Raw genomic sequence first — 24460 nt, 5'->3', positions numbered from 1 at the left:
TTCTCTTGTTTTTGCCGGAGGAGTATTCTTATGCGGCATTCCATTCTCATCGACGCGCGGGACCCAGTAATTTTTCGACCGCCCCGCCAAGGATTTTCGGCCCCATCTGCGTGATGCTGCCGCCAATGGCCCGTGGAGGATATGAACATGACACTGGTTCTCTGGATCGTTCTGGCGGCTGCTGCGATCGGTAGCGGCCTCGTCGCCGGCATCTTCTTTGCCTTTTCGACCTTCATCATGACGTCGTTCGCCCGCATTCCCTCCGAACAGGGCATAGCGGCCATGAACTCCATCAACGTCACGATCGTGCGCTCGCCCTTCATGCTGCTTTTCGTGCCGACCGCGGTCCTCTGCCTTGTGATCGCTGCCTTCGCATTCTTCAACTGGCGCGAAGGCATCAGCGTCTGGATGCTGGCCGGAGCGGTGCTCTATATCTTTGCATCGTTCCTCTCGACGATCGTCTTCAACGTGCCGATGAACGACGCGCTGGCGAAAGTCGGTGGTGGCGGCGCCGAGGCGACCGCGCTCTGGGCGAGCTATCTCAAGGATTGGACGTGGTGGAACCATGTGAGGACAATCGCCTCGCTGCTCGCATCCATGGCCTTCGTCCGCGCCTTGATGCTCATCTAAGCGGGAGGGACTGCAGTCCGCGCAAAATTGCCAATGGAAAGCTTTAGCGTTCGACATCCCAATGGAGCGGGAACATCGGATCGAAAACCGTAACGGAGCCAGCGCCGGTTTCGATCTTGGCGGGAAAACTGACGGGTTCGTTACGCTTGACCAGCGTTATTTTCACTTCATTGACCGGCAGGTCATACCAGGAAGGGCCGTTCAGCGACGCGAAGGCTTCGAGCTTGTCGAGCGCATTCTCCTGCTCGAAGACATGCGCAAGGCAACTCATCGTATTGATCGAAGTATAGATGCCGGCGCAGCCGCAGGCACATTCCTTCAAGGGATCGACATGCGGCGCCGAATCCGTACCGAGGAAGAAGCGCGGATCGCCGCTTGTTGCAGCGGCACGCAGCGCAAGACGATGGTTTTCGCGCTTGGCCACCGGCAGGCAATAGTAATGCGGGCGAATGCCGCCGACGAGGATGGCGTTGCGGTTGATGATCAGGTGGTGGGTGGTGATCGAGCCTGCGAGACCACCCTTCGCGGACTTGATGTAGTCGATGCCGTCCTTCGTGGTGACGTGCTCCATCGTCACCTTGAGTTCGGGCAAGCGCTTGCGGATCGGATCGAGCACCGTCTCGATGAACACCGCTTCACGGTCAAAGATGTCGACCTCAGGCGTCGTCACCTCCCCGTGAACGCAGAGCGGCAGGCCGATCTTGGCCATGCGCTCCAGCACCGGCATCGCCTTTTCGATATCACGCACCCCGCCATGTGAATTGGTCGTGGCACCGGCCGGGTAGAGCTTGACCGCCGTGATCAGCCCACTCGTCTTACCGACCTCGACATCATCGGGATTCGTATGTTCCGTCAGGTAGAGCGTCATCAACGGCTGGAATATGTCGCCCTTCGGCAGCGCCGCCATGATGCGGCCGCGATAAGCTTCGGCATCCGCCGTGGTCACCACCGGCGGCACGAGGTTCGGCATGATGATCGCGCGGGCAAAGTCGCGGCTGGTATCGCCGATCACCCCTTCCAGCATGGCGCCGTCCCGCAGGTGCAGGTGCCAATCATCGGGGCGACGGATGGTAATCGATTGCATGCGCTGGAACTCCGGAGGCTGGCCTATAAGGTTCAGCCCTGCGCATTATCACCCCGAAGCGGGCCATGGCAAACACTTTGCCCGCGACACTCAGGCTGGTGCTGCACCATATTCGTTGGAGCCGGGCGTGCCGGGGGTGAGATACCACACGAGCAGAACGATCCAGCCCACCAGCGGAATGATGCCGACGAGAATCCACCAGCCGGAGCGGCCGATATCATGGAGGCGGCGGACCGCCACGCCGAGACCCGGAAGCAGCACGGCAAGCCCATAGACGGCGCCGAGTATTTCGCGGCCGAAGAGAAGATAGTCGACGGCGCCCAGAATCACCGAGGCGATAACGTTGAAGAGCGCAAACCACCAAAATTCCGGGCGACCGGCGCGGCCGCTGAAAACCGCGTATTTAGAGAAGACTGATGAGACTGCTTCCGTGAAACTCATGCGCTCTTCCTTCATGTCCACACAGGGTGCCAAACCGCAAAAGTTGTATGAAGGTGAGCCTGCAACGATTCCATCAGGCGATGCAAGTCCCGGCATTCAGCCAGACCGCCAGACAGGTCAGGCGATCTCGAGCGTCACATCGGCCCTGCGGCGATTGCCAAGGATCAATCGACCATTAGGCAAATCGTTGCCGTAAACCTTGGCGCTCGCTTCTTCCTCTGTCAGCTTGTAGCCGCGCCAACGCGCCCACAGCCGTTCCTCGAGCACCTCGATCGGCGGGGCGAGCATGACAGAGTAGTCGAAGATACCTTCGAGCTCTGCCCATTTGCCCTGGCTGAAGAGCAGGTAATTGCCCTCGACGATAATGAAGCGATGCTCCGGCGAAACCACACGCGCCGAGGCGATGGCGATTTCCCTGGACCGGTCAAAGACAGGGATCAGCACGTCCTGGTCGGCGGGACGCACGGCCCGGATGATATCGAGAAAGCCCCTGACGTCGAAGGTTTCCGGGATACCCTTGCGCGCCAGAAGACCGCGTTCAATGAGGATGGCATTGTCCATGTGGAAGCCATCCATCGGCAGGACCTCGGCCGTTTCGCCCCTGGCTTTCAGGGCGTCGGCCAGGTTGTCCGCCATGGTGGACTTGCCAGCGCCGGGCGGGCCGGCGATGGCGATCAGGAAGCGCTTGGTGTCACCGGCGCGATCGATGACCTCGCCGGCGATTTCATCGATCGTTGCACTCATGCGGCAACCGGCTCCGTCGGAGCGGCTTTGGCGCCGGTCATGAAGGCGACCGCATCGGACATCGTGTATTCCTTCGGATTGATGACCGTCAGGCGACGACCGAGCCGGTGGATATGGATACGGTCGGCAACCTCGAAGACATGCGGCATGTTGTGCGAGATCAGCACGATCGGCAGACCGCGCGAGCGCACGTCCAGGATCAGTTCCAAGACCTTGCGGCTTTCCTTGACGCCAAGGGCAGCCGTCGGCTCGTCCATGATGACGACCTTGGAACCGAAGGCTGCAGCACGCGCGACCGCCACACCCTGCCGCTGACCGCCCGAGAGCGTTTCGACGGCCTGGTTGATATTCTGGATGGTCATCAGGCCAAGCTCGGAAAGCTTGGTGCGGGCGCGATTCTCCATCTCCGGGCGATCGAGCATGCGAAACCAACTGCCAAGGATGCCCGGCCGACGAATCTCTCGGCCGAGGAACATATTGTCCGCGATCGAAAGCGCCGGCGATAGAGCGAGGTTCTGGTAGACCGTCTCGATGCCGGCATCGCGCGCCTCCATCGGAGACTTGAAATGCACAGGCTTGCCTTCCAGCGTGATCTCGCCCTCATCGGGGCTGATGGCGCCCGAGATCGCCTTGATGAGCGAGGACTTGCCGGCTCCGTTGTCGCCGATGACTGCCAGGATCTCGCCGGGGTACAGATCGAAATCGGCATGATCGAGTGCGGTAACGCGTCCGTAGCGCTTGACCAGACCGCGTGCCGAGAGGAGAGGTTCGTTCGCCATATTACACCGACACCTTTCTGATCCACTGGTCGATTGCGACCGCGGCGATGATAAGCACGCCGGTAAGCAACACCTTCCATTGCGGATCGGCGCCGAGCATGTTGAGGCCCATAGAGACGACGCCGACAATCATCGCGCCGAAGAGTGTTCCGAGGATTGAGCCGCGGCCGCCGAAGAGCGAGATACCGCCGATCACCGTCGCCGTGATGGCCTGCAGGTTATAATCCGTTACCGCAGACGAGGGAGAAATCGAGCCGTTGCGGCCGATGGAGACCCAGGCTGCGAAGGCGGCGATGATGCCAGAGACGGTGTAGACGGTGAGCAGCACGCTCTTGGTCTGAATACCTGAAAGCTTTGCCGCTTCCGGATCATCGCCGACGGCATAGACGTGGCGGCCCCAGGCGGTGTGATTGAGGATGTACCAGAGCGCAAGGACAAGTAGCACCATGGCAATGACGCCGAGCGTCAGGACTGCACTGCCGAGCCTGAAGCTGATCGCAAAGAAATGCAGCAACGGCGCCTGCGCGTCGACATCGGTGTCGCGGATCGTTTCGTTGGCGGAATAGATGAAGTTCGTGGCCATCACGATGTTCCACGTACCGAGCGTCACGATGAACGGCGGCAGTTTCATGAACGCGACGAGGAAACCGTTCAGGAGACCGCAGAGGCCGCCTACCAGCATGCCGGCCAGCACGGCGATCGGTGTGGGGATGCCATAGGTGATGGCACAATTGCCCATGATGACGGCCGAGATGACCATGATCACACCGATCGAAAGATCGATGCCAGCGGTCAGGATGACCAGCGTCTGCGCGGCCCCCAGGATACCGACGATGGCGATCTGCTGGAGAATGAGCGTCAGCGTGTAGGACGAAAAGAACCGCCCGCCAATCGCGATGCCGAAAATGATGATCGACAGCACCAGCACGATCAGCGGCACAGCGGCCGGTGTCGAGTGCAAGAAATGCTGCGCACGCTTCACAAATGGTACGGCTTGATGCTCGAACGACGCGACATTCTTGTCGCTGCCGTCAAGCACCCGTTCGAAGTCCTGTGCTCCGGTCATTGTTCCTCCTCCGCTTTCGCGCCAAACCGCGCGCGGAAGCCCTGCCCCATATCACACCGGTCTTTGTTTGCCGGTTCCCGAGACAGCAGCCATGGTCGGTCGAAACCGACCGGGGATCAAGCCCCGGCCGGCAGTAAGTTATATCGCGGGATTTAGCCCCAGCACTTGTCGGTGCCGACCTTCGTGTCGATCGACTCGAGGCCTGAGACCGGCTTGTCGGTCACCAGCGAAACGCCGGTGTCGAAGAAGGACTTGCCTTCGGTCGGCTTCGGCTTTTCACCGCTGTCCGCAAACTTCTTGATCGCCTCGATGCCGAGCGAAGCCATCAGCAGCGGATACTGCTGGGAGGTGGCGCCGATGACACCGTCCTTAACGGACTTGACACCCGGGCAACCGCCATCAACCGAAACGATCAGCACGTTCTTTTCCATGCCGACAGCCTTGAGGGCCTGATAGGCGCCGACAGCAGCCGGCTCATTGATCGTGTGGATGACGTTGATGCTCGGATCCTTCTGCAGAAGGTTTTCCATAGCCTTGCGGCCGCCTTCTTCGTTGCCGTTCGTCACGTCGTGGCCAACGATGCGCGCATCGTCCTCGTCGCCGATCTTGTTCGGATCCTTGGTGTCGATGCCAAAGCCCATCATGAAGCCCTGGTCACGCAGAACGTCGACGGTTGGCTGCGACGGCGTCAGATCGAGGAAGCCGACCTTGGCATCCTTTGCCTTGTCGCCAAGCGTTTCCTTGGCCCACTGGCCGATCAGCTTGCCGGCGAGCAGGTTGTCGGTCGCGAACGTTGCGTCGGCAGAATCGGCGGGATCGAGCGGCGTGTCGAGGGCGATCACCAGGAGGCCCGCATCACGTGCCTTCTTGACGGACGGGACAATGCCCTTCGTGTCGGATGCGGTGATCAGGATACCTTTCGCGCCGTCGGCAATGCAGCTTTCGATCGCGGCAACCTGGCTTTCGCTGTCACCGTCGATCTTGCCGGCGTAGGACTTCAACGTCACGCCGAGTTCTTTTGCCTTTGCTGTCGCGCCTTCCTTCATCTTGACGAAGAAGGGGTTGGTGTCGGTCTTGGTGATGAGGCAGGCGGAAACATCCGCGGCCATTGCCGGCGCCGAGAAGGCGACACCGAGGGCGAGCGCGCCAAGCGCTGCGGAAAGCACTGATTTCTTCATTTAATCCTCCCAGAAATAGCCGACCCACCCCCTGGCGGTGCCGGAATTGACGAGCACGAGAACGCTGCAGTCTCGCCGACGGGCCTCCTCCAAGCCGTTCTGTGCCGTTTGACGAGGGTAATTAAGAGCGAAAGAAATCGCCTTGTCAATAAATAAATCCAATTGAATTATTAATTCGCTATGGCATGCTGAGCAAAAATAGCGCATAGGCCACGAGACGGGAGGAGCGGCCAATGTCGTCTTTAGACGGTCCGGTTCACACACCGGCCCAACCGCCTATATCGAGTCCCGCGGGCGGCGCGAACCAGATCAGGGTCCGCGCCTATAACGAGCGGCTTGTGCTGTCGCTGGTGCGCCTTTACGGCTCCCAGTCGAAGGCGGATATCGCACGCCGCACCGGCCTTTCGGCACAGACGGTGTCGGTCATCATGCGGGCACTGGAGAAGGAAGGGCTGCTCTCTCGCGGCGAGCCGGTGCGCGGGCGCGTCGGTCAACCCTCGATCCCGATGCGCCTCAATGCCAACGCCGTTTACTCGTTCGGCGTGAAGATGGGCCGACGCAGCGCCGACCTGGTGCTGATGGATTTCGTGGGCAATATCCGCCTGCAACTTCACCAAACCTATGCCTATCCGCTGCCCGAGGTTTTCCTGGACTTCATTACGTCAGGCATCCGCGAGCTTGAAAGCCGGCTCGACGAGCAGCAGCGCAGCCGCATTGCCGGCATCGGCATCGCAGCACCCTTCGAGCTTTGGAACTGGGAAGAAGAAGTGGGATCGCCCAAAGGCGCGATGGACGTGTGGCGCGACTTCGACCTCCACGCAGAAATCGCCGCCCGCGTGCCCTACCCCGTTTACCTGCAGAACGATGCGACAAGTGCCTGCGGCGCCGAACTCGTGTTCGGTATCGGGCCGTCCTATCCCGATTTCGTTTATTTCTTCATCGGCTCCTTCATCGGCGGCGGTATCGTTCTCAATTCGGCAATCTTTTCCGGTCGCACGGGCACAGCCGGAGCCATCGGCCCCCTTCCCGTTCGCGGCAAGAACGGCGAAACACTGCAGTTGCTCGAAGTTGCCTCGATCTTCGTGCTGGAGAACATGCTGCGCGAGCGCGGCATTGACCCGCAGCCGCTCTGGTATTCGGCCGACGACTGGATCGACTTCGGTGAGCCTCTTGAGACGTGGATCCAGGACACCGCCAAAGCGCTCGCACAGGCAATCGTCGCCGCGGCCTCGATCATCGACTTCAGTGCGGCCGTCATCGACGGTGGCTTTCCCGGATGGGTACGGGAACGGATTGTGCAAGCGACGATCCATGAAGCAGCGATGCTCGATCTGCAGGGCGTTGTCATGCCGGACATTATCGAAGGCGCGGTCGGCGCTCATGCGCGCGCCATCGGCGGCGCCAGCCTGCCGATCTTCGCGCGCTACCTTACGGACCAGAACGTTCTATTCAAAGAGGTCGAATATGCTGAAGGGACTTAACCCGCTTCTGAGCCCGGACTTGCTTTCGACCTTACGCACCATGGGGCATGGGGACGAAATCGCCATCGTTGACGGCAACTATCCCGGTGTCGAACATGCAAGGCGGCTGATCCGCCTCGATGGCCACGGTATCGTACCCGTGCTCGATGCCGTTCTCAGCGTCCTGCCGATCGACGACTTCGTTCCGGATGCGATTTTCCGGTCGACCGTGAAGGCCGAGCGCGACAAGCTCGACCCTGTTCATGAAGAGATAATCGATTGCTGCGCCCGCCACGAGCCACACCGGCAGGTCGTGCCGCTGGTCGGGGCTGACTTCTACAATCGCGTTCGGGCCGCTCACGCCGTCATCCAAACAAGCGAACCGCGACTTTACGCCAACGTCATCCTGCGGAAGGGCGTCATCTACCCAGAGCAGGCGGGCGACCACGCCGTTGAAAAGGCAGAGGTCGACCCCTTTACCTATTGAGCGTCAGATTTCCCCTGCCAATGGCCCCCAGACATCAGTTAGGGCAAAGCCACCCGGATGCGGATCGAAGGGATCGAGCGCGACCTGCGAAAGACCAAAGGTAAAGCCACGCCCGGCGATCGTCGGAATGATCGCGGCACGGCCGGCGACTTCGGTTTCCGCCAGCAGACCGACCTCGAACTCCGAACCAATGATCGAGCGCGACTTGAAGATGTCGCCGACCTTTGCCTCGCCACGCGCATGGCGTGCTGCGAGGTTGGCGGAATTGCCCGTGCCGCAGGGCGAGCGGTCGGCGCGCCCCGGCCACATGGTCGTGCAGGTACGAACGGTGCCGTCCGCCTCGAGGTCGCGGAACATGACGTAGGCAACGCCCGAGATCGCTGGAATTTCCGGATGGACAACCTCGATGCTGCGGTTGATCAGCTCCTTCAGCACCATGCCGGCCTGCACGAGTGCCGCGGCATTGCCCTTCTCGATCGTCAGGTTGATCTGTCCGACATCGACCAGCGCGTAGAAGATGCCGCCGTAGCAGATATCGACCTTGATCTTGCCCCAGTGCGGGGTGTCGACGTCCACGTCGAGCTCATGCACGAAGGACGGAACCATGGTGAGCTTGACCTTCTCGCAGCGCCCGTCGCGGCAGGTCGCCGTCGCCTTGACGAGGCCCGCGGCCGTCTCCAGCGTGACGATGGTTTCCGGCTCCTTCATCTCGACGATGCCGGATTCCAGCAATGCAGTGGTGACGCAGATCGAGTTCGAGCCCGAGCTTGCATGCGCCTGGTCAGGCTGCAGGATGATGAAGGCCGCATCGGCAGCCGGATGCTTCGGCGGCAACAGCAGATTGACGGAGCCGATCGGCGCGCCGCGCGGCTCGAGGCAGAGAAAGCGGCGCAGTTCCTGGCCCTTCGGATCGGTGTTCAGCCAGTTCAGCTGTTCGGCGACCGTATTGCCGGGGATCTTCGGCACACCGCCGATCGCGACCTTGCCGATTTCACCTTCCGCGTGGACATCCAGAAGCTGGATCGTGCGCTTCCATCTCATTCGTCAACTCCTCTCAAGCGCGTGATCTCGCCATCACGCGAATATTGTCCGGCAATATTGTCGACACCCTCCGGCAGCAATCCAGCATTTCGCCGATGAGCTTGGTTCAGATCTCGCCTATCCGCAGGCGTGTGAGTGTCGTTGCAGCCAGTTCTGATATATCAGATCGCAGTCGATTGCCTACGGGGAATCTTCGCCGGTGAAAAACTTCCAGGCGACACTGCGGCTGACGGCATTAAGCCAGCGTACCGCAGCTCCGAAAAACTGGGCCGGCACAGCGCTGATGATTTGCAGGAAGGACCGAAAAAGAAAAGAGCCCGGTGCGGGAGGAGGTGCACCGGGCTCTTGATCCTGACTGACAACTGGGAGGAGGAGTGTTGTCAGTCCGATGAAGGAGCGCTGGGAGGAGGAGTGCGCTGCCTTCGAGGTAATAGATAGCCCATTGTTTCGATCAGGAATAGGGAGATTACCGCAATGCAGCATTGCAATGCCCGCATAGCTCCACCAATCTTGCAGCCTCTTTTTGCGGCATATTTGATCGACTGATCAATTTTTCTTAAACAACGTCGGCCGTGAGGTTGTGCCTGCGGCGGCGAGAGACGGCAATCGGGTAACGCCGTCCCGAAACGATCTCGGGGCACCGCAGATCTCCTGGTTGGCCCGGAGACCCCGCAAGCACAGAAAAACATCACCAAAGGTTGAAGGAAGAAGATGACGGAAAGGCGAGAATTCGTCTCGCCTTTCCCTCGGCTCAACCCCATCAATAGCCGTTATCGCATGGCATGCTGCCATCGCCATTGGTGCCGCCAAATGTGTTCTGACAGTAGGTTTGCCGCTGCATCGGCCGTGCCGGTTGAGTGCCGATCGAGCCGGTCGTACCGCCCTCGACACCGAAGGCTGCCAGCGGATACCAGTAGCCATCCGGACCGCGGCGGGTGCCGGGGCGCTCGGTGCGCGAGCCACGATAGCCGTTCAAGTGACCTGCCCGCTGATTGTACTGCACCATCTCAACGTTCGAGGCACTTGGGAGAGGAACCTGCTGCACAGGTGCCGCCTCGACGGGAGTGATTGATGCCAGCGCGAGAAGAGTTCCGGCCGAGAGAGTGGAAGCGAAGCTGAACATTTTCATGATAAATCCTCCTTCTGGATTTACCTTAGAAAAATGCGTTCTACCGTAGCAAAGTTCCGCCATCACACGCGGGTTCCTGCATTCGTGATCGGCAGCGACTGCGCGTGATGTGTGGGTCCTGATTCTTTACAGCGCGCACTCGATCGTGGCATGGCGGATCAAGCGATCCGGCCTCGGAACTCAGCAGGCCCGCAAACTCATCTATTTGCGATTCGGTATCCCTGGCTCGACAGGCACGCGACATACTGCCGGTGCGCGGCAGCGGTCGCATTCGCTTCCTCTTGGGCCGGATCGATCGGAGCGCCGGCCATTCCGACGCGCAGTTCGTATTGCTTCTTCGCCTCGCGATACATGAAATTGCCATCGGCGGCGCAGATGTGATGCGCGATGCCCGGCGGATTGAGCGGTGGATCGAAAGGCGTGGCCACGGGCACGAGGGTCGGCGCATTGGCGTCGACGCAACCGGCAAGCGCCGCAACCACCACGCACAACGCAAACGCTCGCCCCATACCCCTCAACATATTCCCTCCGGCCATGCGCCACGAACCGCTGCACGCAGCGCCAAGTTCACCGTGGCGTCGCAATATTGCGCCAAGCTAGCGCGTCAGCTCTGCAGCAGCCTTCATGCCCGCCCGGTCAATCCGAAGCGGTTGCGGTAGTCTCCGGGCGATAGCCCCGTGATCTTGTGGAACACCTTTCGGAACGCGCCCGGATCCTCGTAGCCGGCCGCACCCGCAATCTGCTCGACCGTGCGGTTGGAAAACTCCAGCATTTCGCGCGCCTTGCCGATCCGCAGATGCTGGCAATACTCAGTCGGGCGAAGGCCGGTCGCCCTGCGGAAACGACGCAGGAACGTGCGCTCCTCCAGGCGGGCACGCTCCGACATCGCCGCAAGCGTCACTTGGCGCGCACCACTCGCGTGCAGCCAGTGCTGCACCTTGAGGATCTGCTCGTCGCCATGATTGAGACGCGGCGAGAAATTGCTGTAGTAGCGCTGCTCCCTGCCCGGCGGATCGACGAGAAGATAGCGCGCGGTCTCGAGCATGATCGTCGATCCCAACAATCTGTCGACGAGTTTGAGGCCGAGATCGGTCCAGGCCATCAGGCCGCCCGCGGTAATCACGTCGCCATCGTCGATGATAAGCTTGTCGGCGTCGACCCTCACCTCGGGAAAGCGCTGAGCCAGCGCGTCCGCGCAGACCCAGTGGGTCGTCGCCAAACGGTTCGCCAGAAGGCCCGTTTCAGCAAGAAGGAAGGCGCCGACGCAGACGGAACTCAGCGTCGTTCCCTCGGCATGCCGCGCACGAAGCCATTGCGCCAGCGGAGCGGCTTGCTCTGACGTCATCGGGTCGCCGAAGCTCGGCGGCAGGATGAGCACGGCCGGCGATCCGGGAGTGCCGGGCGCCGTATCGAAGACGCGCTCGACCGCTGCCGAGGTTTCTGCCCCTTGCCAATGGCTGACGCGCAGGGCGGGGCCTCCTGACGGCTGCCGGGCAGTTGCGAACCGATTGGCCAGGTGGAAGAGATCGGTCAGACCGTGGACGGCTGCGAGTTGGACGTTCGGATAAAGCAGGATGCCGATCTCGGCCGGCGCGTCGGTTTGGCTCATTTGTCAGTTTTTGCCTCGATAATGTCAATTTCGCCAATCCACACCATGCCGATTCAGACTTAGTTTGTCCATCACCGGCCGGGGATCGCCCCCGGAAGAACCGAAAGGACACAAGCACATGAGCAAGCGAGCCCTCATCGTCGTCGACATTCAGAACGACTATTTTCCGGACGGCAAATGGCCGTTGAGCGGTGCCGAGGCGGCTGCCGACAATGCGGCGCGGATCATCGCGGCTGCTCGAGATGCAGGCGATCTTGTCGTTCACGTCAGACATGAGTCGGCGAGCGAGAATGCCGCCTTTTTCATGGCCGGCTCAGAGGGCGCCCAGATTCATCCGAAGGTGCTGAACCGACCCGGCGAGTCCGTCATCGTCAAGAACCATATCAACTCGTTCCGTGAAACGGATCTGAAAGCGACACTCGACCGCCATGGTATCGAGGACGTCACGGTCGTCGGCAGCATGAGCCACATGTGCATCGACGCCGTGACGCGGGCCGCCAACGATTTCGGCTATCGGGTGATGGTCATCCATGACGCTTGCGCAACGCGCGACCTCGAATTCAACGGCACGCTCGTCCCTGCCGCGCAAGCGCATGCGGCCTTCATGGCGGCACTCGCCTTCGCCTACGCCTCCGTGCTCTCGACCAACGAGGCACTCGCCATGCGCGGCGAATTGAGAGCCTCTGCTTAGGCAGGCGGCATCGGGCGCGCCTGCGACGCGGGCTGACCACTGAAGAGCCCAGATGACCGCCATCGTCCTGTGGCGGCGACCAACGGACCGACTGGTCCCGTTCGCCGTTGACTTCACAGATGATGAGAGGAGAATGCCTGTTATGCCTCCCCACGCAATATAAGGGGTGCCCACGATGACGATCGCAAGGAAACTTCAGGATTATATCGACGGTGAGGGTATCGCCTATGATACCGTCCCGCATCATCGCACAGCGACAACCAGCCAATCGGCGCAAGCCGCGCATGTTCCGGGCAGCCGGCTGGCGAAATCCGTCGTCGTGCATCACGAGATGGGCTACGTCCTGGCCGTCGTTCCCAGCACGCACCGGATCGAGCTCAGCACGTTGCAAGATGTCATGGACAGGCGCCTCGGCCTCGCCTCGGAAGATGAGGTTTGCTCGCTCTTCGCCGACTGCGACATTGGCGCTGTCCCACCGATCGGATCGGCCTACAACGTACCTGTGATCCTCGACGAAAGCCTCGGCGATGCCAGTGACATCTATTTCGAGGGCGGCGACCACACGACGCTGGTGCATATGAGCGGCCCCAGCTTCCGGAACCTGATGAGGGACGCGCAAATCGCCCGCTTCAGTCACCGGCCGTAAGGTCGGGTTAAAGAACCGTTCGCGATTCGATTGCTCTGGCAAGGCAATGCGCTTGACGCATGCCAAGAAGGCAACATTTCGCCGTAGGCAGGCTTGCCCGATCAGCGAGCACTGTGGGCGTGACCGATTTTGGAATGTGGCGCCCTTCGATCCGATTCCCTTTGATCTGCAGCGTCTCGACACCCTCCCCATGACAAAATTGCGAGCCACACCAGGACTACTGGCCGGGATCGGATCCGACATCTTGTGAGTACGTTGCCTGTAGCACTCGAGGGACATGAACGCAGCATCGGGCGAGGTGAAACTGAGAACTGGCACGTGATTGTTATCGCTGTCGATGTCCAAGCATGCCCGCTTCATCTTACTTTCGGATCTTGCCGAGTGAAGCCGCAAGATCGCGAGCCCCGCAAACCTTGCGAGTTCAGCAGCGCACCCTAGTTTGAAATCGTGCGCGACCTTTGCAGTCGATGTGTATGCCGTTGTTCTAATGTAACTTTTCAAACCACAAAGGGCTTCCATCATGCCGGACGAATCTAAAGAAGGCTTCGATCGCCGCCATTTCCTGGTAGCATCCATCGCGACGGTCGGCGCATCCGCCGCCCTTGCCGTCAACGCTGGCGCTGCAAATGCCCAGCAAGCAGCGGCACCCTCTACCAATCAGTCATCAGGAACAGCCTACACCGGCGACGTCATCGACGGGAAGAAAGTCGTCAGCGCGCTTGACGTCAACGACCTGGAGCCCGGCAAGAAGCATGCCCTCTATTTTCAGGGCGTTGAAATGCCCACCGGACAGCACTGGCATGTCTCTGTGGTGGTCGCCAAGGGAACAAAGCCAGGTAAGCGCGCCATCCTTGTCAGTGGTGTGCATGGCGACGAAATGAGTTCTATCCATACAGTCCAGACGGTGATGAACCAGCTCGATCCGGCGGAAATGTCGGGCACGGTGATGGCGGTCACGGACGTGTCCCGCCCAGCCGTCGAAAGCATGCAGCGCAGATGGCCCAATCAGGGCAGAGGCATTGATCTGATCGACATGAACAGGGAGTGGCCCGGGAATGAGAACGGCGCCACCGCGGCCAGCCGGCACGCCGGGCTCCTGTTCAACCGGCTGCTGCGGCCGAACGCCGACTTCGCGATTGACTTCCACACCGGAACAACCGGATTCGAAGTGACAGCGTTTAATATTGGCGGCATGGATCTGCCCGAGGTCAAGGCAATGCTGGAGCTCTATCCGGTCGRCCAGATCTTCGACAACCATGTCTATCCCGGTGTCCTGCATAACGCGTTCATCGACGTGGGAATTCCGGCCTTTACGCCGGAGATCGGCGCTGCGCGGGTGCTGGACCTCGACATGATCTCTCTGTTCGTGGAAGGCACGATGAATGTCCTCAAGCATTACGGCATCGTCGCCGGGTCGATGGGACGCACAGGCAAGGACGTGAGTGTCTTCGTCGGAAACAGCGCCTTCCCGATTCTTGCCACCGCGGGCGGGATCGTCGAGCATCTGGTCAAGCTGAACGACAAGGTCGAAGCCGGGCAAAAGGTGGCCATACAGCGCAACAGCTTCGGCGAGGTAGTTGCGGAGTATACAAGCGGTGTGGCTGGCGAGATAACGGGTCAACGCAGCGATGCAATGTCCGAGCCCGGCAACCCCTTGGTATTCATCCTTTTCAACAAGCCAACGCCTGAAGGCTCCGAGGTCTATCCCGAATAGTTCACCGTGTAGGCGATCCTTGCTCGTCTTCGCAGGACAAGCATTTGCGACGCTCTTGCGCGCACGCCAAGGGTTTGGCGTGTCCACCTTGCTAGCTGCCACACGGCGAGACGCAGAGGCTCTCGTCGAAACAAAGCCGCAGCTTCACAGCATTTTCGTCTTAATGATGGGAATGGCGCACCCGAAGAGATTCGAACTCCTGACCCCCAGATTCGTAGTCTGGTGCTCTATCCAGCTGAGCTACGGGTGCGTGCCGGAAGCGGTCAAACCGCTTGCGTGGGCGGTTCTCTAAAGGGTCCTTTGAGGGATTGCAATAGGCATTCTGAAAAAATCGCGACTTTGGTGGTGCAGAGCTGAAATGCGAAAAATGCATCACTTTTCTTGGAGTGCTCGGCCGCGATAATCGTCCAGGGATACCGGGCGGTCCGGAATTTCGATGCGGAACTGCGTTCCGACCGAGGGTTTTTCCACAAGAGCGATCGTGCCGCCGTGGGCCAGCACCAGTTCGCGGGCGATTACCAGGCCGAGGCCCGTGCCGCCGGAGCGGGCTGAGCCGCGGAAGGCTGCGAAGAGATTCTGTCTGGCTTTCTGCGGCATGCCGGGGCCAGTGTCGTCGACTATGATGCTGACGACGCTGCCGACACGTTGGGCCGAAACCGTGATTCGCTTGATGCCATCCGGTCCCCGCCCCGCGCCAGGCACGCTCAACGCCTGCACGGCGTTGCGGCAGAGATTGTGGATAACCCGGAACAGTTGCTCGCTGTCTGCATCGACCTCAAGGTCGGGCGCCATCTGTTCGACGAATTCAATGTCGCTCTGGGCATCGACCGCGAGCATGTCCTTGACGTCCTGTGTCAGGTCGAAAAGCCGGACGCGGCGCCTGCGCGGAGCGGCCTCGCTTGCCTGGCCATAGGACAGGACCTCGGTCGTATAGCCGACAGCGCGGTCGATCGTGCGCAGCAGCTTTGGCGCGAAGGCCTTCACCATAGGATCGTCGACGTCCACGAGGCGGTCCGACATCAGCTGCGCCGAGGCCAGGATGTTGCGCATGTCGTGATTGATCTTGGAGACGGCAAGCCCCAGGGCAGCAAGGTTCTTCTGCTGCTTCAGCGTCTTCTGCAGCTCCATCTGCATCGAGGTCAGGTGTCGGCCGGCAACCGCAAGCTCATCGCGCCCGCCATCGCCGACAAAGACGTTCTGCGGATTTTCCGGATCGGAGGAGAATTGCTGCATGCTGCCCGTCAGCTTGCGAATCGGCCGGATCAGGATCCGGTTGATCGCGAAGAAAACCAGTGTCGCGGTGAACATCGAAATCAGAATGGACAACAGAAAGACGTTGCGGGAATAGACCAGCATCGCATTGCGGAGGTGCTTGTCCTTCATCAGCACTTCCACGCCGGTATTCGTGTCCTGCACCGGGCCATAGACGCGGATCATGCGATTGCCGCCGAAAATCATCGTATCGAGCGCATCGCGGATCGCGATCATCGGCGGCACGTCGGTCAGATCATACTGTTCGTCAACGGAGGTCGGCATATCCGTCGTCGCAAGCAGACGCGAGGTGCCCTCTTTCCGCAAGACGATCGCCTTGGTGCCGGTCGCCTCCAAAGTTTCCTTCTGTAAGGCGCGCGGCAACTCCACCGGCTGCAGGCCATCGATAACGATCGCGGCCGCGGCCGCGGCGTTCAACCGCTCATCCAGCCAGCGCAGACGCATACTGGCAACCGAGGGGAAGAAGATCAGAACCTCGGCCAGCATGATGCAGACAACCGTCAGCCACAGCAGCTTGCCGGAAAGCCCGCCGAACTTTCCGGACGGGCGGTGCTCCGCCCTGTTGGTCTCGTTCCCTGCAGCACCGCTCTGGGGAAGATTCTCGCCTTGATCGTTGGCTTGCATCGTCTTTCGTCCGCTCGGCGCCAAGCGCCCTTCGCGACTTCTATATTAGCCGATGGCGGTCCGCTTTCAAATCTTTGAGAGCAACGCCGCTTGCGACAAAAGGAAACGCCGCCCCGAGGCGGCGTTTCCGATCGGTCGAAAGAGGAAGAGGGCTGATCAGAACTCTTCCCAATTCTGCTCGGCGACGGCGGCATTGCCGGCGAATGCGCGTGCGACGGTCCCCATGGCGCGGCGCGCTGGTGAGGCCACCGGACGATGCTCCTGTTGGCGCGCAACGGCGACAGGAGCCGCGGCCGGCACGTTCGAAACCTTGAAGCGCGAGATGAGGCGGACGAGGCCGTCGGCTTCGCCGGAGAGCTTGTGCGTTGCCGCGGAGGTTTCCTCGACCATGGCGGCGTTCTGTTGCGTCACCTGGTCCATCTGGTTGATGGCCGTGTTGACCTCCTTGAGGCCGGTCGACTGCTCCTTCGCGGCAGTCGCGATCGAGTGAATATGGTCGTTGATCGCGTTGACGCGGCTTTCGATCTGGGACAGCGCCTCGCCGGTGGCCTGAACGAGCTTCACGCCGACCTGGACTTCGTCCCCCGACTTGGTGATCAGGCCCTTGATGTCCTTTGCGGCAGTTGCCGAGCGCTGCGCCAGTTCGCGGACCTCCTGGGCGACGACGGCAAAGCCCTTGCCCGCCTCGCCGGCACGCGCGGCTTCGACACCGGCATTGAGGGCGAGCAGGTTCGTCTGGAAGGCGATCTCGTCGATGACGTTGATGATCTGGCTGATTTCGCGCGAGGCCTGCTCGATGCGGCCCATGGCGTCGACGGCATTGCGGACGACAACGCCCGATTTGCCGGCATCGTCCTTGGCCTCGGACACCATGACGCTGGCCTCCTGCGCGCGCTCTGTCGAATTGTTGACCACGGCCGTGATCTCATCGAGGGCTGCCGAGGTTTCCTCGAGAGCCGCTGCCTGCTGCTCGGTGCGCTTGGAGAGGTCGTCGCTTGCGGCGCGCAGCTCGTTGGTGTTTCCGTGGAAGCCTTCTGCCGTTTCGCGGACTTCGCGTATGGTCGTTTGAAGGGTGGCGAAGGTGCTGTTGACGTTCTGCTGCAGTTCGGCGAAGGCGCCGTGGAAGCTGCCGCGCATCGTCTGCGTCAGGTCGCCTTCCGCCAGGCTTGCAATTACGCGGCGTGTTTCGCCGACACCGGCATCGATACTCGAGAGCAGCTGGTTGATGTTGGTGGCGAACTGGTTGAGGTTCTCGTCACCATAGTCCTTTTCGATGCGGCGGCTGAAGTCGCCGGCAACTGCGGAAGCCACGACCACGGACATGCTGGACTGCAGATCGTCGCTCTTGGCACGCATGGCGGCCTCCTGCGCGTTCATGCGGCGGACGGCGAGACCGTTTTCCTTGAAGACGGCAACGGCCGCAGCCATCTCACCGATTTCATCCTGACGGCCGGCAAACGGCACGTCGGCATCAAAATTGCCGTCAGCCACTTCCTTGATCGCCTGGGTAACCTTGTTGATTGGACGGCTAAGCTGGATCGTGCCGATGTAGAAGCCCATGCCGATACCAGCCGTGACGCCGACAACACTGATCGCGATCACGAGCCACAAGATTGAGGTGCGCGAGCTTTCGACGAGAGCATTGACAGCGTCCAGAGTCGCCTTGTCGGTGGCCACGACAGCGTCGATTTCGGCCTGGAAGGCTTTGCGGTTGGCGCGGTTGGCATCGTTGTTGCCTTGCTCGCTGGCAGCCTGCGGACTCACTTCCGTGCCGAGACGCGCTGTTTCGGTGCGGAATGTCCGGAATTCCTTGGCACGTTCAACCAGCTTGGCAAAGGCACCCTTCTGACTTTCGGGAACGAGCGGGGTCCAGGAGGCGATCACATTGTCGATCTGGTCGAGGTTCGCAAGCAGTCCCTTGGCGAAGGTAGCGGCCTCCTTCGTCGTGGGCGCACTGTAAATTCCGCGTGCTTCCATGACCGTCGCCGTCACAAAACGGTTAAGGCGCTCACCGGCGTAGGCGCGATCAGATGCGTCTTCGTAAGCCGACAGATTAGTATCGTATTGATGCACGGCCCAAAGCGCCGTCGCCCCGATCAGCAATGCAACGCCACACATGGCGGAAACAAGCAGATTGATCTTACCTCGAATTTTCAAAGGAAAAGCCCCCCAAAGACTGATGACAAGCCGGGAAAGCATTCCGGCCGATAGCTAAAATTGGCCCAAATAAATTAACGTTAGATTTCGGGTGTTTGGCTGCAGCACTACAAAAAATTACCCGTACTTAATCGCCGCCGCTTCGCTTTTTGCGCGCAGAAGCGTTAGACGCTGGGCAGGATGCGTGCTGTAGTTGAAACTTGAGAAAAATATTACGCCAGCGCATGGCTCACTGCTTGTCACAATGATTAATGCGCTTCACTAAATCTTGTACTCCGGGCGCAAACTCGGAAATTCCCGGCGATAATTGACTTTGGGGCCCTTCATCCGTATAAGCCGCCGCACGTCCGGTCATATAAGGCTTTCGTTAGCCTCGCCCGTTCGAAAAACAACGCTCCTTGCAATATGCAAATTCAAGAAGGGCCGCACTCCGCGGTGTTTAAATAAATGAAGCGTACCTACCAACCATCCAAGCTTGTCCGCAAGCGCCGCCACGGTTTCCGTGCACGTATGGCCACCAAGGGCGGCCGTAAGGTCATCGTTGCTCGCCGCGCACGCGGTCGCAAGCGTCTTTCGGCCTAAGGCCGAATTGCCCGATAAGAGATGGCGGGCGAATTGACGACCAATAACAAGAAAATGACTGCCGGGCGGCTGAAAAGCCGCCCGCAGTTTCTTGCTGTCCGCCAGGGCGAAAAACGAAAAGGCGGTTTCTTCCTGCTTGAGGTGCTCGACCGGAAGGAGCCGGAGACCGAAGCCCGCGTCGGCTTCACCGTCACCAAGAAACACGGCAACGCGGTCGAACGAAACCGCATGCGGCGGCGCCTGAAAGAAGCGGTGCGACTTCATGCAGGGTTTGCAATGCAGCCCGGACACGACTATGTGGTTGTCGCGCGAAGGGACGTGCTGAAAGCATCCTTCAAAGAATTAGCCGCAGAGCTCAAAACTCGCGTCGAGACCAAGCCGAAACACAAGCGGTCCGGAGACGGCCGCCCCAGGAACGTATGATGCAAAACAACCGCAATTATTTCATTGCGATCGCTCTCTCAGTGCTGATCGTTCTCGGCTGGCAGTTCCTCTATATGAATCCGCGCATCGAGGCTCAGCGCAAGGCGGAGCTTGCCCAGAAGGCACAGCAACACACCGAGCAAGTGCAGACGCCTGCGCCCGGCGGCGCAACGACGGCGCAGCCGAACGGGGCGGCTCCCACCGACCAGGTTCCGGCGGTGGCGTCGATTGCAGATGCTCTTGCGAAGAACCCGCGCATCACGATCGATACGCAGGCACTTTCCGGTTCGATCAACCTTGTCGGCGCCCGTCTGGACGACCTCCGGCTCAAGCGCTACCACGAGACAGTCGACGACAGCAGCCCGATCATCACCCTGCTCAGCCCCTCCGAAACGAAGGACGGGTACTTTGCCGAACTCGGCTATATCGGTGGCGACGCGACCGGCAGCGTGCCGGGTCCCTCGACGGTGTGGACAGCGCCGGCTGACGCAAAGCTGACCGAAAAGACCCCGGTCACGCTTACTTACACCAATGACAGGGGCGTCACCTTCGCGCGCACCATTTCCGTTGACGAGAACTACATGTTCACGGTCACGGACAAGATCACCAATTCCGGTCAGGCTCCGGTCGCACTTTCCGGCTACGGGCGCATCACGCGCTACAACAAGCCGGCTGTCGCCTCCACCTATGTTCTGCATGAAGGTTTCATCGGTGTTATCGGCGAAGATGGACTTGTCGAAAGCAAGTATACCGCCGTTGAAAAAGAAGCCGTCAATATGGCGAACGCAACCGGGGGCTGGCTCGGGATCACCGACAAATATTGGGCAGCGACGCTCATCCCGCCTCAGCAGACCCCCTTCGACGCCCGCTTCAGCCACTTCACGGACGGACAACCGCGTTTCCAGGCGGACTACAAGCAGAATGCGGTCACCGTCGCGCCCGGACAGTCGACTGAGCTCAAGAACCTGATTTTTGCCGGCGCCAAGGTCGTTCCTGTCATCGACAACTACAAGGATACGTATCAGATCCCTCGCTTCGATCGCCTGATCGACTGGGGCTGGTTCTACTTCCTGACCAAGCCGATGTTCAGGCTGATGGACTTCTTCTTCCATTACTTCGGCAACTTCGGCGTCGCGATCCTGCTGACCACCATCGTCGTCAAGGCGCTGTTCTTCCCGCTCGCCAGCAAGCAGTACGCTTCGATGGCGAACATGAAGCGTGTTCAGCCGAAGATGGAAGAGCTGAAGGCTAAGTTCGGCGACGACCGCATGGGCCTGCAACAGGCGACGATGGCGCTCTACAAGGAAGAGAAGATCAATCCGATCGCCGGTTGCTGGCCGATCGCGCTGCAGATCCCGATCTTCTTCTCGCTCTACAAGGTGATCTACATCACCATCGAGATGCGCCACGCGCCGTTCTTCGGCTGGATCCAGGACCTTTCGGCGCCCGATCCGACCTCGTTCATCAACCTTTTCGGCCTGTTGCCGTTTGCCGCTCCGACCTTCCTGCATCTCGGCGTCTGGCCGCTGATCATGGGTGTGACGATGTTCCTGCAGATGCGCATGAACCCGACCCCGCCGGATCCGACACAGGCGATGATCTTCAACTGGATGCCGCTGGTCTTCACCTTCATGCTGGCAAGCTTCCCGGCTGGCCTGGTCATCTACTGGGCCTGGAACAACACGCTTTCGGTCATCCAGCAGGGCGTGATCATGCGCCGCCATGGCGTGAAGATCGAGCTCTTCGACAATCTGAAGGGGCTCTTCAAACGAAAGCCGGCTCCGACAGAGAAATGACGAAAGCCCCGCTCCGGCGGGGCTTTTCATTTGTACCCCGCCGCGGTGTCCGACGACTGTGCGGTTGACAAAATCGCCTGGAACCTGAATGCCATAGGCACACTGGATTTTGCTGGAAAAGGCCGAATGACCGACAATAAGAACGACAAGCCGCTGTTCGGGCGCCCCTGGACCTTTATCCGCGGTGTTCCCTCCCTGAAATTCCTGCCGCCGGAAGGACCGCTGGAAGTGGCTTTTGCCGGCCGTTCGAACGTTGGCAAGTCTTCTTTGATCAACGCGCTCGTCAGTCACAAGGGGCTGGCGCGCACCTCCAATACGCCAGGCCGGACGCAGGAGCTCAACTACTTCGTGCCGGAAGGCTATTCGGGCGAAAGCGGCGACCTTCCGCCGATGGCTCTGGTCGACATGCCGGGCTACGGCTACGCGCAGGCGCCGAAAGACCAGGTCGACGCCTGGACGAAGCTCGTCTTCGATTACCTGCGCGGCCGCGCGACGTTGAAGCGCGTCTACGTGTTGATCGACAGCCGCCACGGAGTGAAGAAGAACGACGATGAGGTGCTGGATCTACTGGATAAGGCTGCCGTCTCATACCAGATCGTTCTGACCAAGACCGACAAGATCAAACCACCGGCTGTGACCAAGTTGCTCGCGGAGACCGCGGAAAAGATCAAGAAGCGGCCCGCCGCCTATCCGGCCATCATCGCCACGTCCTCGGAAAAGAGCGAGGGTCTCGATGACCTGCGCGAGGCAATCGCGCAAACGGTCGGTATCGCCAACTGGAAATGAAAGAAGACGCCCCGGTGGAACGGGGCGCCTTCTATTGACCGCCTGAACTAATTTACATCTTCGGCAGCAGAACCTTGTCAACGACGTGAATGACGCCGTTGGATTGCTTCACATCGGCTATCGTGACGTGGGCGACGTCGCCGTTTTCATCGGTGATCGTGATCTTGCCCCTGCTTTCCTTGGCCTTCAGCACGCAGCCGCCGACGGTCTTGATGTCGTGTTCGCCGCCGTCGGCCTTGATCATCTTGGCAACGGTCCTGGCCATCGCATCGGCCGCGACGACATGGCAAGTCAGAACCTTGGTCAGCGTTGCCTTGTTTTCAGGCTTCAGCAGCGTGTCGACCGTGCCGGCGGGCAATTCGGCAAAGGCCTGATTGGTGGGAGCGAATACGGTGAAGGGTCCCTTGCTTTCCAGTGTCGACACGAGACCGGCAGCCTTGACGGCAGCAACCAGCGTCGTGTGATCCTTCGAGTTCATCGCATTCTGCACGATGTCTTTCGTCGGATACATCGCAGCACCACCAACAATCGGATTCTTGGCCTCAGCGACGAAAGCAAATGTGGAAACGGCAACGGCAAGCGCACTCAAGCGCAGGGTGGACTTCATCATGACGGTTCTCCTCTAGCATCCGCTTATGAGACCGGCCGAATGCCGGCATTCCCTTGCGGACATGAGGAGCTACGGAAGGCTCGCAGGAAGAGTTTCAGCGCGAACGCAGGTGTGCCGAAAAGTGTTAGCGGCGGTGCGTCGTGCCGCTCGCCACGATCGGGCCCGTGGCCTGGCCTGTCGGAGAGCCGCCAAAGGGCTCGAGGCTGACGGCAAGGGACGCGCCCTCGCCTATGTTGCCGCGCATATCAACCGGTATGACCAGCTCGCCGGTCTGATCCGAAGGAAACACGCCAAGCGACCTTGGTGTGCCGGTTGCCGGAACGAGCCAAAGCTCCAGTGACTTCTCCTGCGGCTTGCCAATAGCTACGGGCACGATCCTCAGCCTTCCGCTCTGCCGCTCATAGGAGGCGAGCAGGTTGACCTGGCTGTTGGCAGCGGTCAGCTCGGCGACGAGCGGTGCCGGTGTTTGAGGCGGCGTGACCGCGACGGTCGCGATTGTCAGTGCACCCGCCGTGATCAGCAGCGAGACGAGCGCAAGACAACGCCAGAAAACGATAGAGCTCCATAGACCGCGCGACGGCACCGCGACAGCTTCCGCCTCACCGAACAAACGTGCTTCGATCTGCTTGAACGTTTCCTGACCGGGGCTGACGACGTCGTAATCGTCGTTGAAAGCGGAAAGGTTGGTCTCCCAGCGGCTGACGATGGCTGCGAACTGCCTGTCGCGGCGCATCCGCTCTTCCACAACCCGCCGATCCTTGAAGGAAAGAACACCAAGAACATACTCACCGGCGAGTACCTCGTCGCGGGAGCGGCCTCCCTTGCTCTGATCCGGCGATGTCATCGTTCCATGCACTCTCTCAGTTTCAAGAGGCTGCGACGCAGCCATGTGCGCATCGTGTTCAAGGGGACGCCAAACTGATCGGCCAGTTCCTGATAGCTCTGCCCTTCGACATAAGCTTTCTTCACCGCCGTTGCCCGATCAGCTTCCAACTCTTCCATGCAGGTGTCAATCCGCCTTCCCTCATCCTTGATCACAGTCTGTATCTCGGGCGAAGGATCGTCATCCGCGAGGTCGTATGCACTGTCCAGTTCGTCGGCGATTGGCTTGCGCGCGCGCATGATGTCGATTGCCTGGTTACGCGCAATTGCAGCGAGCCAGGAAGACGGTGCCCCCGATCCGGCAGCGAAAACGCCGGCGCGTTGCCAGATCTTGACGTAGACCTCCTGGGTCGCCTCCTCGGCGTCCGTTCTGTCTCTCAAGATACGCAGGCAGATGGAAAGGAGTTTCGGGCTCGTCTCGCGATAGAGCACAGCGAATGCCTTGCGGTCCCCGATCGCAACGAGGCTTATCAAATGTGCGATTTCGTCGCTGGTCATCCCATGCCTCTAGCCAAAGCGCCGATCTTCTCGAGCGCGGTTGCCAGCACATACGGCAAACTATTGGCCTCTGGATTATTCCATCTGTCAAAAACTTGAGATAAAAGGCCGCGATCAATTCCACGGGGTAT

The 24460-nt window shown here is 60.2% G+C and carries 25 protein-coding genes and 1 tRNA gene; 10 read left to right on the top strand and 16 right to left on the bottom strand.

The annotated features are described in order from the left end of the window. Positions 1-141: 141 nt before the first annotated feature. The gene (locus tag AC1DPR_RS05180; RefSeq protein WP_477815822.1) at positions 142-630 is read left to right on the top strand and encodes an anthrone oxygenase family protein; all 489 of its coding nucleotides are present in this window, start codon (positions 142-144) and stop codon (positions 628-630) included. 43 nt (positions 631-673) lie between these two features. Here AC1DPR_RS05180 and pyrC read toward each other — a convergent pair whose 3' ends face one another. The 6 genes from pyrC to AC1DPR_RS05150 all read right to left on the bottom strand — a co-directional run bounded on the left by pyrC (position 674) and on the right by AC1DPR_RS05150 (position 5922). Continuing rightward, on the bottom strand, positions 674-1714 hold the full coding sequence (gene pyrC, locus AC1DPR_RS05175; RefSeq protein WP_113470581.1) for a dihydroorotase: 1041 nt from the start codon (positions 1712-1714) through the stop codon (positions 674-676). Positions 1715-1804: 90 nt separating this feature from the next. Beyond that, on the bottom strand, positions 1805-2155 hold the full coding sequence (locus AC1DPR_RS05170; protein ID WP_018857687.1) for a DUF805 domain-containing protein: 351 nt from the start codon (positions 2153-2155) through the stop codon (positions 1805-1807). Positions 2156-2272: 117 nt separating this feature from the next. After that, complete coding sequence (locus tag AC1DPR_RS05165) at positions 2273-2899, bottom strand: nucleoside triphosphate hydrolase (protein WP_018857688.1); 627 nt, start codon at positions 2897-2899, stop codon at positions 2273-2275. Then, positions 2896-3678: an ATP-binding cassette domain-containing protein gene (locus AC1DPR_RS05160; RefSeq protein ID WP_018857689.1), complete on the bottom strand. Its 783-nt coding sequence runs from the start codon at positions 3676-3678 to the stop codon at positions 2896-2898. Before AC1DPR_RS05160 ends, AC1DPR_RS05165 begins: the two co-directional genes overlap by 4 nt. A 1-nt stretch (position 3679) precedes the next feature. Next, complete coding sequence (locus tag AC1DPR_RS05155; protein WP_018857690.1) at positions 3680-4744, bottom strand: ABC transporter permease; 1065 nt, start codon at positions 4742-4744, stop codon at positions 3680-3682. Positions 4745-4896: 152 nt separating this feature from the next. Next, a complete protein-coding gene (locus AC1DPR_RS05150) occupies positions 4897-5922 on the bottom strand; it encodes a sugar ABC transporter substrate-binding protein (RefSeq protein WP_018857691.1) in 1026 nt (341 codons plus the stop codon). Positions 5923-6155: 233 nt separating this feature from the next. Here AC1DPR_RS05150 and AC1DPR_RS05145 point away from each other — a divergent pair, with 233 nt between their 5' ends. Together AC1DPR_RS05145 and AC1DPR_RS05140 are read left to right on the top strand one after the other, a co-directional pair. Next, on the top strand, positions 6156-7403 hold the full coding sequence (locus AC1DPR_RS05145; RefSeq protein WP_113470580.1) for an ROK family transcriptional regulator: 1248 nt from the start codon (positions 6156-6158) through the stop codon (positions 7401-7403). Beyond that, the gene (locus AC1DPR_RS05140; protein ID WP_113470579.1) at positions 7387-7869 is read left to right on the top strand and encodes an RbsD/FucU domain-containing protein; all 483 of its coding nucleotides are present in this window, start codon (positions 7387-7389) and stop codon (positions 7867-7869) included. The genes AC1DPR_RS05145 and AC1DPR_RS05140 overlap by 17 nt, the downstream gene beginning before the upstream one ends. A gap of 3 nt (positions 7870-7872) precedes the next feature. On the opposite strand, the gene AC1DPR_RS05135 is transcribed toward AC1DPR_RS05140, so the two are convergent. The 4 genes from AC1DPR_RS05135 to AC1DPR_RS05120 form a co-directional block, all read right to left on the bottom strand. Beyond that, positions 7873-8910 (bottom strand): 4-hydroxyproline epimerase, encoded by a 1038-nt coding sequence (locus AC1DPR_RS05135; protein ID WP_018857694.1) that lies wholly within the window; start codon positions 8908-8910, stop codon positions 7873-7875. Between the two features lie 760 nt (positions 8911-9670). After that, a complete protein-coding gene (locus AC1DPR_RS05130) occupies positions 9671-10039 on the bottom strand; it encodes a hypothetical protein (RefSeq protein WP_018857695.1) in 369 nt (122 codons plus the stop codon). A 197-nt stretch (positions 10040-10236) separates the two neighbouring features. After that, on the bottom strand, positions 10237-10560 hold the full coding sequence (locus AC1DPR_RS05125; protein ID WP_026371834.1) for a hypothetical protein: 324 nt from the start codon (positions 10558-10560) through the stop codon (positions 10237-10239). A gap of 101 nt (positions 10561-10661) precedes the next feature. Further along, entirely contained in the window at positions 10662-11648 is a 987-nt protein-coding gene (locus AC1DPR_RS05120) for a GlxA family transcriptional regulator (RefSeq protein WP_018857697.1), read from the bottom strand. Between the two features lie 118 nt (positions 11649-11766). Here AC1DPR_RS05120 and AC1DPR_RS05115 point away from each other — a divergent pair, with 118 nt between their 5' ends. The 3 genes from AC1DPR_RS05115 to AC1DPR_RS05105 all read left to right on the top strand — a co-directional run bounded on the left by AC1DPR_RS05115 (position 11767) and on the right by AC1DPR_RS05105 (position 14699). Further along, complete coding sequence (locus tag AC1DPR_RS05115; RefSeq protein WP_018857698.1) at positions 11767-12339, top strand: cysteine hydrolase family protein; 573 nt, start codon at positions 11767-11769, stop codon at positions 12337-12339. A gap of 175 nt (positions 12340-12514) precedes the next feature. Continuing rightward, positions 12515-12985 carry an aminoacyl-tRNA deacylase gene (locus AC1DPR_RS05110; RefSeq protein ID WP_113470619.1) on the top strand — a complete coding sequence of 157 codons (471 nt, stop codon included), beginning with the start codon at positions 12515-12517 and terminating at the stop codon, positions 12983-12985. Positions 12986-13505: 520 nt separating this feature from the next. Next, on the top strand, positions 13506-14699 hold the full coding sequence (locus tag AC1DPR_RS05105; protein WP_477815821.1) for a succinylglutamate desuccinylase/aspartoacylase family protein: 1194 nt from the start codon (positions 13506-13508) through the stop codon (positions 14697-14699). A 173-nt stretch (positions 14700-14872) separates the two neighbouring features. On the opposite strand, the gene AC1DPR_RS05100 is transcribed toward AC1DPR_RS05105, so the two are convergent. The 3 genes from AC1DPR_RS05100 to AC1DPR_RS05090 form a co-directional block, all read right to left on the bottom strand. Further along, positions 14873-14949 (bottom strand) — tRNA-Arg (locus tag AC1DPR_RS05100). A 122-nt stretch (positions 14950-15071) separates the two neighbouring features. Beyond that, entirely contained in the window at positions 15072-16595 is a 1524-nt protein-coding gene (locus tag AC1DPR_RS05095; RefSeq protein WP_025658753.1) for an ATP-binding protein, read from the bottom strand. A 156-nt stretch (positions 16596-16751) separates the two neighbouring features. Then, the gene (locus AC1DPR_RS05090; RefSeq protein WP_477815820.1) at positions 16752-18752 is read right to left on the bottom strand and encodes a methyl-accepting chemotaxis protein; all 2001 of its coding nucleotides are present in this window, start codon (positions 18750-18752) and stop codon (positions 16752-16754) included. Between the two features lie 447 nt (positions 18753-19199). Between AC1DPR_RS05090 and rpmH the strand changes: the two genes are divergently transcribed. From rpmH to yihA, 4 genes are all read left to right on the top strand, one after another. Beyond that, positions 19200-19334, top strand: a complete 135-nt coding sequence (rpmH, locus tag AC1DPR_RS05085; protein WP_016552555.1) for a 50S ribosomal protein L34 — start codon at positions 19200-19202, stop codon at positions 19332-19334. 21 nt (positions 19335-19355) lie between these two features. After that, positions 19356-19757 (top strand): ribonuclease P protein component, encoded by a 402-nt coding sequence (gene rnpA / locus AC1DPR_RS05080; RefSeq protein ID WP_007802014.1) that lies wholly within the window; start codon positions 19356-19358, stop codon positions 19755-19757. Further along, positions 19757-21553 carry a membrane protein insertase YidC gene (gene yidC, locus AC1DPR_RS05075; protein WP_113470618.1) on the top strand — a complete coding sequence of 599 codons (1797 nt, stop codon included), beginning with the start codon at positions 19757-19759 and terminating at the stop codon, positions 21551-21553. Before rnpA ends, yidC begins: the two co-directional genes overlap by 1 nt. A 126-nt stretch (positions 21554-21679) precedes the next feature. Beyond that, positions 21680-22339 carry a ribosome biogenesis GTP-binding protein YihA/YsxC gene (gene yihA / locus AC1DPR_RS05070; protein ID WP_018857704.1) on the top strand — a complete coding sequence of 220 codons (660 nt, stop codon included), beginning with the start codon at positions 21680-21682 and terminating at the stop codon, positions 22337-22339. Between the two features lie 52 nt (positions 22340-22391). Here the strand turns inward: yihA and AC1DPR_RS05065 are convergent, their stop codons facing one another. From AC1DPR_RS05065 to AC1DPR_RS05055, 3 genes are all read right to left on the bottom strand, one after another. Beyond that, positions 22392-22949, bottom strand: coding sequence for a fasciclin domain-containing protein (locus tag AC1DPR_RS05065; RefSeq protein ID WP_112665797.1), 558 nt, complete (start codon positions 22947-22949; stop codon positions 22392-22394). Between the two features lie 124 nt (positions 22950-23073). Further along, positions 23074-23793 (bottom strand): anti-sigma factor domain-containing protein, encoded by a 720-nt coding sequence (locus AC1DPR_RS05060; RefSeq protein WP_113470576.1) that lies wholly within the window; start codon positions 23791-23793, stop codon positions 23074-23076. Beyond that, entirely contained in the window at positions 23790-24329 is a 540-nt protein-coding gene (locus AC1DPR_RS05055) for a sigma-70 family RNA polymerase sigma factor (RefSeq protein WP_112823941.1), read from the bottom strand. The genes AC1DPR_RS05060 and AC1DPR_RS05055 overlap by 4 nt, the downstream gene beginning before the upstream one ends. Between the last annotated feature and the right edge of the window lie 131 nt (positions 24330-24460).

This window comes from Rhizobium sp. 01T417, from assembly GCF_056398905.1.
The sequence above is the reverse complement of the archived record's forward strand: the minus strand, read 5'-3'. Positions and strand labels throughout refer to the sequence as shown.

Bases quoted from the DNA above. Each gene is read 5' to 3' on its own strand.
- AC1DPR_RS05180 (WP_477815822.1), top strand. From the start codon at position 142: ATGAACATGACACTGGTTCTCTGGATCGTTCTGGCGGCTGCTGCGATC.
- pyrC (WP_113470581.1), bottom strand. From the start codon at position 1,714: ATGCAATCGATTACCATCCGTCGCCCCGATGATTGGCACCTGCACCTG.
- AC1DPR_RS05170 (WP_018857687.1), bottom strand. From the start codon at position 2,155: ATGAGTTTCACGGAAGCAGTCTCATCAGTCTTCTCTAAATACGCGGTT.
- AC1DPR_RS05165 (WP_018857688.1), bottom strand. From the start codon at position 2,899: ATGAGTGCAACGATCGATGAAATCGCCGGCGAGGTCATCGATCGCGCC.
- AC1DPR_RS05160 (WP_018857689.1), bottom strand. From the start codon at position 3,678: ATGGCGAACGAACCTCTCCTCTCGGCACGCGGTCTGGTCAAGCGCTAC.
- AC1DPR_RS05155 (WP_018857690.1), bottom strand. From the start codon at position 4,744: ATGACCGGAGCACAGGACTTCGAACGGGTGCTTGACGGCAGCGACAAG.
- AC1DPR_RS05150 (WP_018857691.1), bottom strand. From the start codon at position 5,922: ATGAAGAAATCAGTGCTTTCCGCAGCGCTTGGCGCGCTCGCCCTCGGT.
- AC1DPR_RS05145 (WP_113470580.1), top strand. From the start codon at position 6,156: ATGTCGTCTTTAGACGGTCCGGTTCACACACCGGCCCAACCGCCTATA.
- AC1DPR_RS05140 (WP_113470579.1), top strand. From the start codon at position 7,387: ATGCTGAAGGGACTTAACCCGCTTCTGAGCCCGGACTTGCTTTCGACC.
- AC1DPR_RS05135 (WP_018857694.1), bottom strand. From the start codon at position 8,910: ATGAGATGGAAGCGCACGATCCAGCTTCTGGATGTCCACGCGGAAGGT.
- AC1DPR_RS05130 (WP_018857695.1), bottom strand. From the start codon at position 10,039: ATGAAAATGTTCAGCTTCGCTTCCACTCTCTCGGCCGGAACTCTTCTC.
- AC1DPR_RS05125 (WP_026371834.1), bottom strand. From the start codon at position 10,560: ATGTTGAGGGGTATGGGGCGAGCGTTTGCGTTGTGCGTGGTGGTTGCG.
- AC1DPR_RS05120 (WP_018857697.1), bottom strand. From the start codon at position 11,648: ATGAGCCAAACCGACGCGCCGGCCGAGATCGGCATCCTGCTTTATCCG.
- AC1DPR_RS05115 (WP_018857698.1), top strand. From the start codon at position 11,767: ATGAGCAAGCGAGCCCTCATCGTCGTCGACATTCAGAACGACTATTTT.
- AC1DPR_RS05110 (WP_113470619.1), top strand. From the start codon at position 12,515: ATGACGATCGCAAGGAAACTTCAGGATTATATCGACGGTGAGGGTATC.
- AC1DPR_RS05095 (WP_025658753.1), bottom strand. From the start codon at position 16,595: ATGCAAGCCAACGATCAAGGCGAGAATCTTCCCCAGAGCGGTGCTGCA.
- rpmH (WP_016552555.1), top strand. From the start codon at position 19,200: ATGAAGCGTACCTACCAACCATCCAAGCTTGTCCGCAAGCGCCGCCAC.
- rnpA (WP_007802014.1), top strand. From the start codon at position 19,356: ATGGCGGGCGAATTGACGACCAATAACAAGAAAATGACTGCCGGGCGG.
- yidC (WP_113470618.1), top strand. From the start codon at position 19,757: ATGCAAAACAACCGCAATTATTTCATTGCGATCGCTCTCTCAGTGCTG.
- yihA (WP_018857704.1), top strand. From the start codon at position 21,680: ATGACCGACAATAAGAACGACAAGCCGCTGTTCGGGCGCCCCTGGACC.
- AC1DPR_RS05065 (WP_112665797.1), bottom strand. From the start codon at position 22,949: ATGATGAAGTCCACCCTGCGCTTGAGTGCGCTTGCCGTTGCCGTTTCC.
- AC1DPR_RS05060 (WP_113470576.1), bottom strand. From the start codon at position 23,793: ATGACATCGCCGGATCAGAGCAAGGGAGGCCGCTCCCGCGACGAGGTA.
- AC1DPR_RS05055 (WP_112823941.1), bottom strand. From the start codon at position 24,329: ATGACCAGCGACGAAATCGCACATTTGATAAGCCTCGTTGCGATCGGG.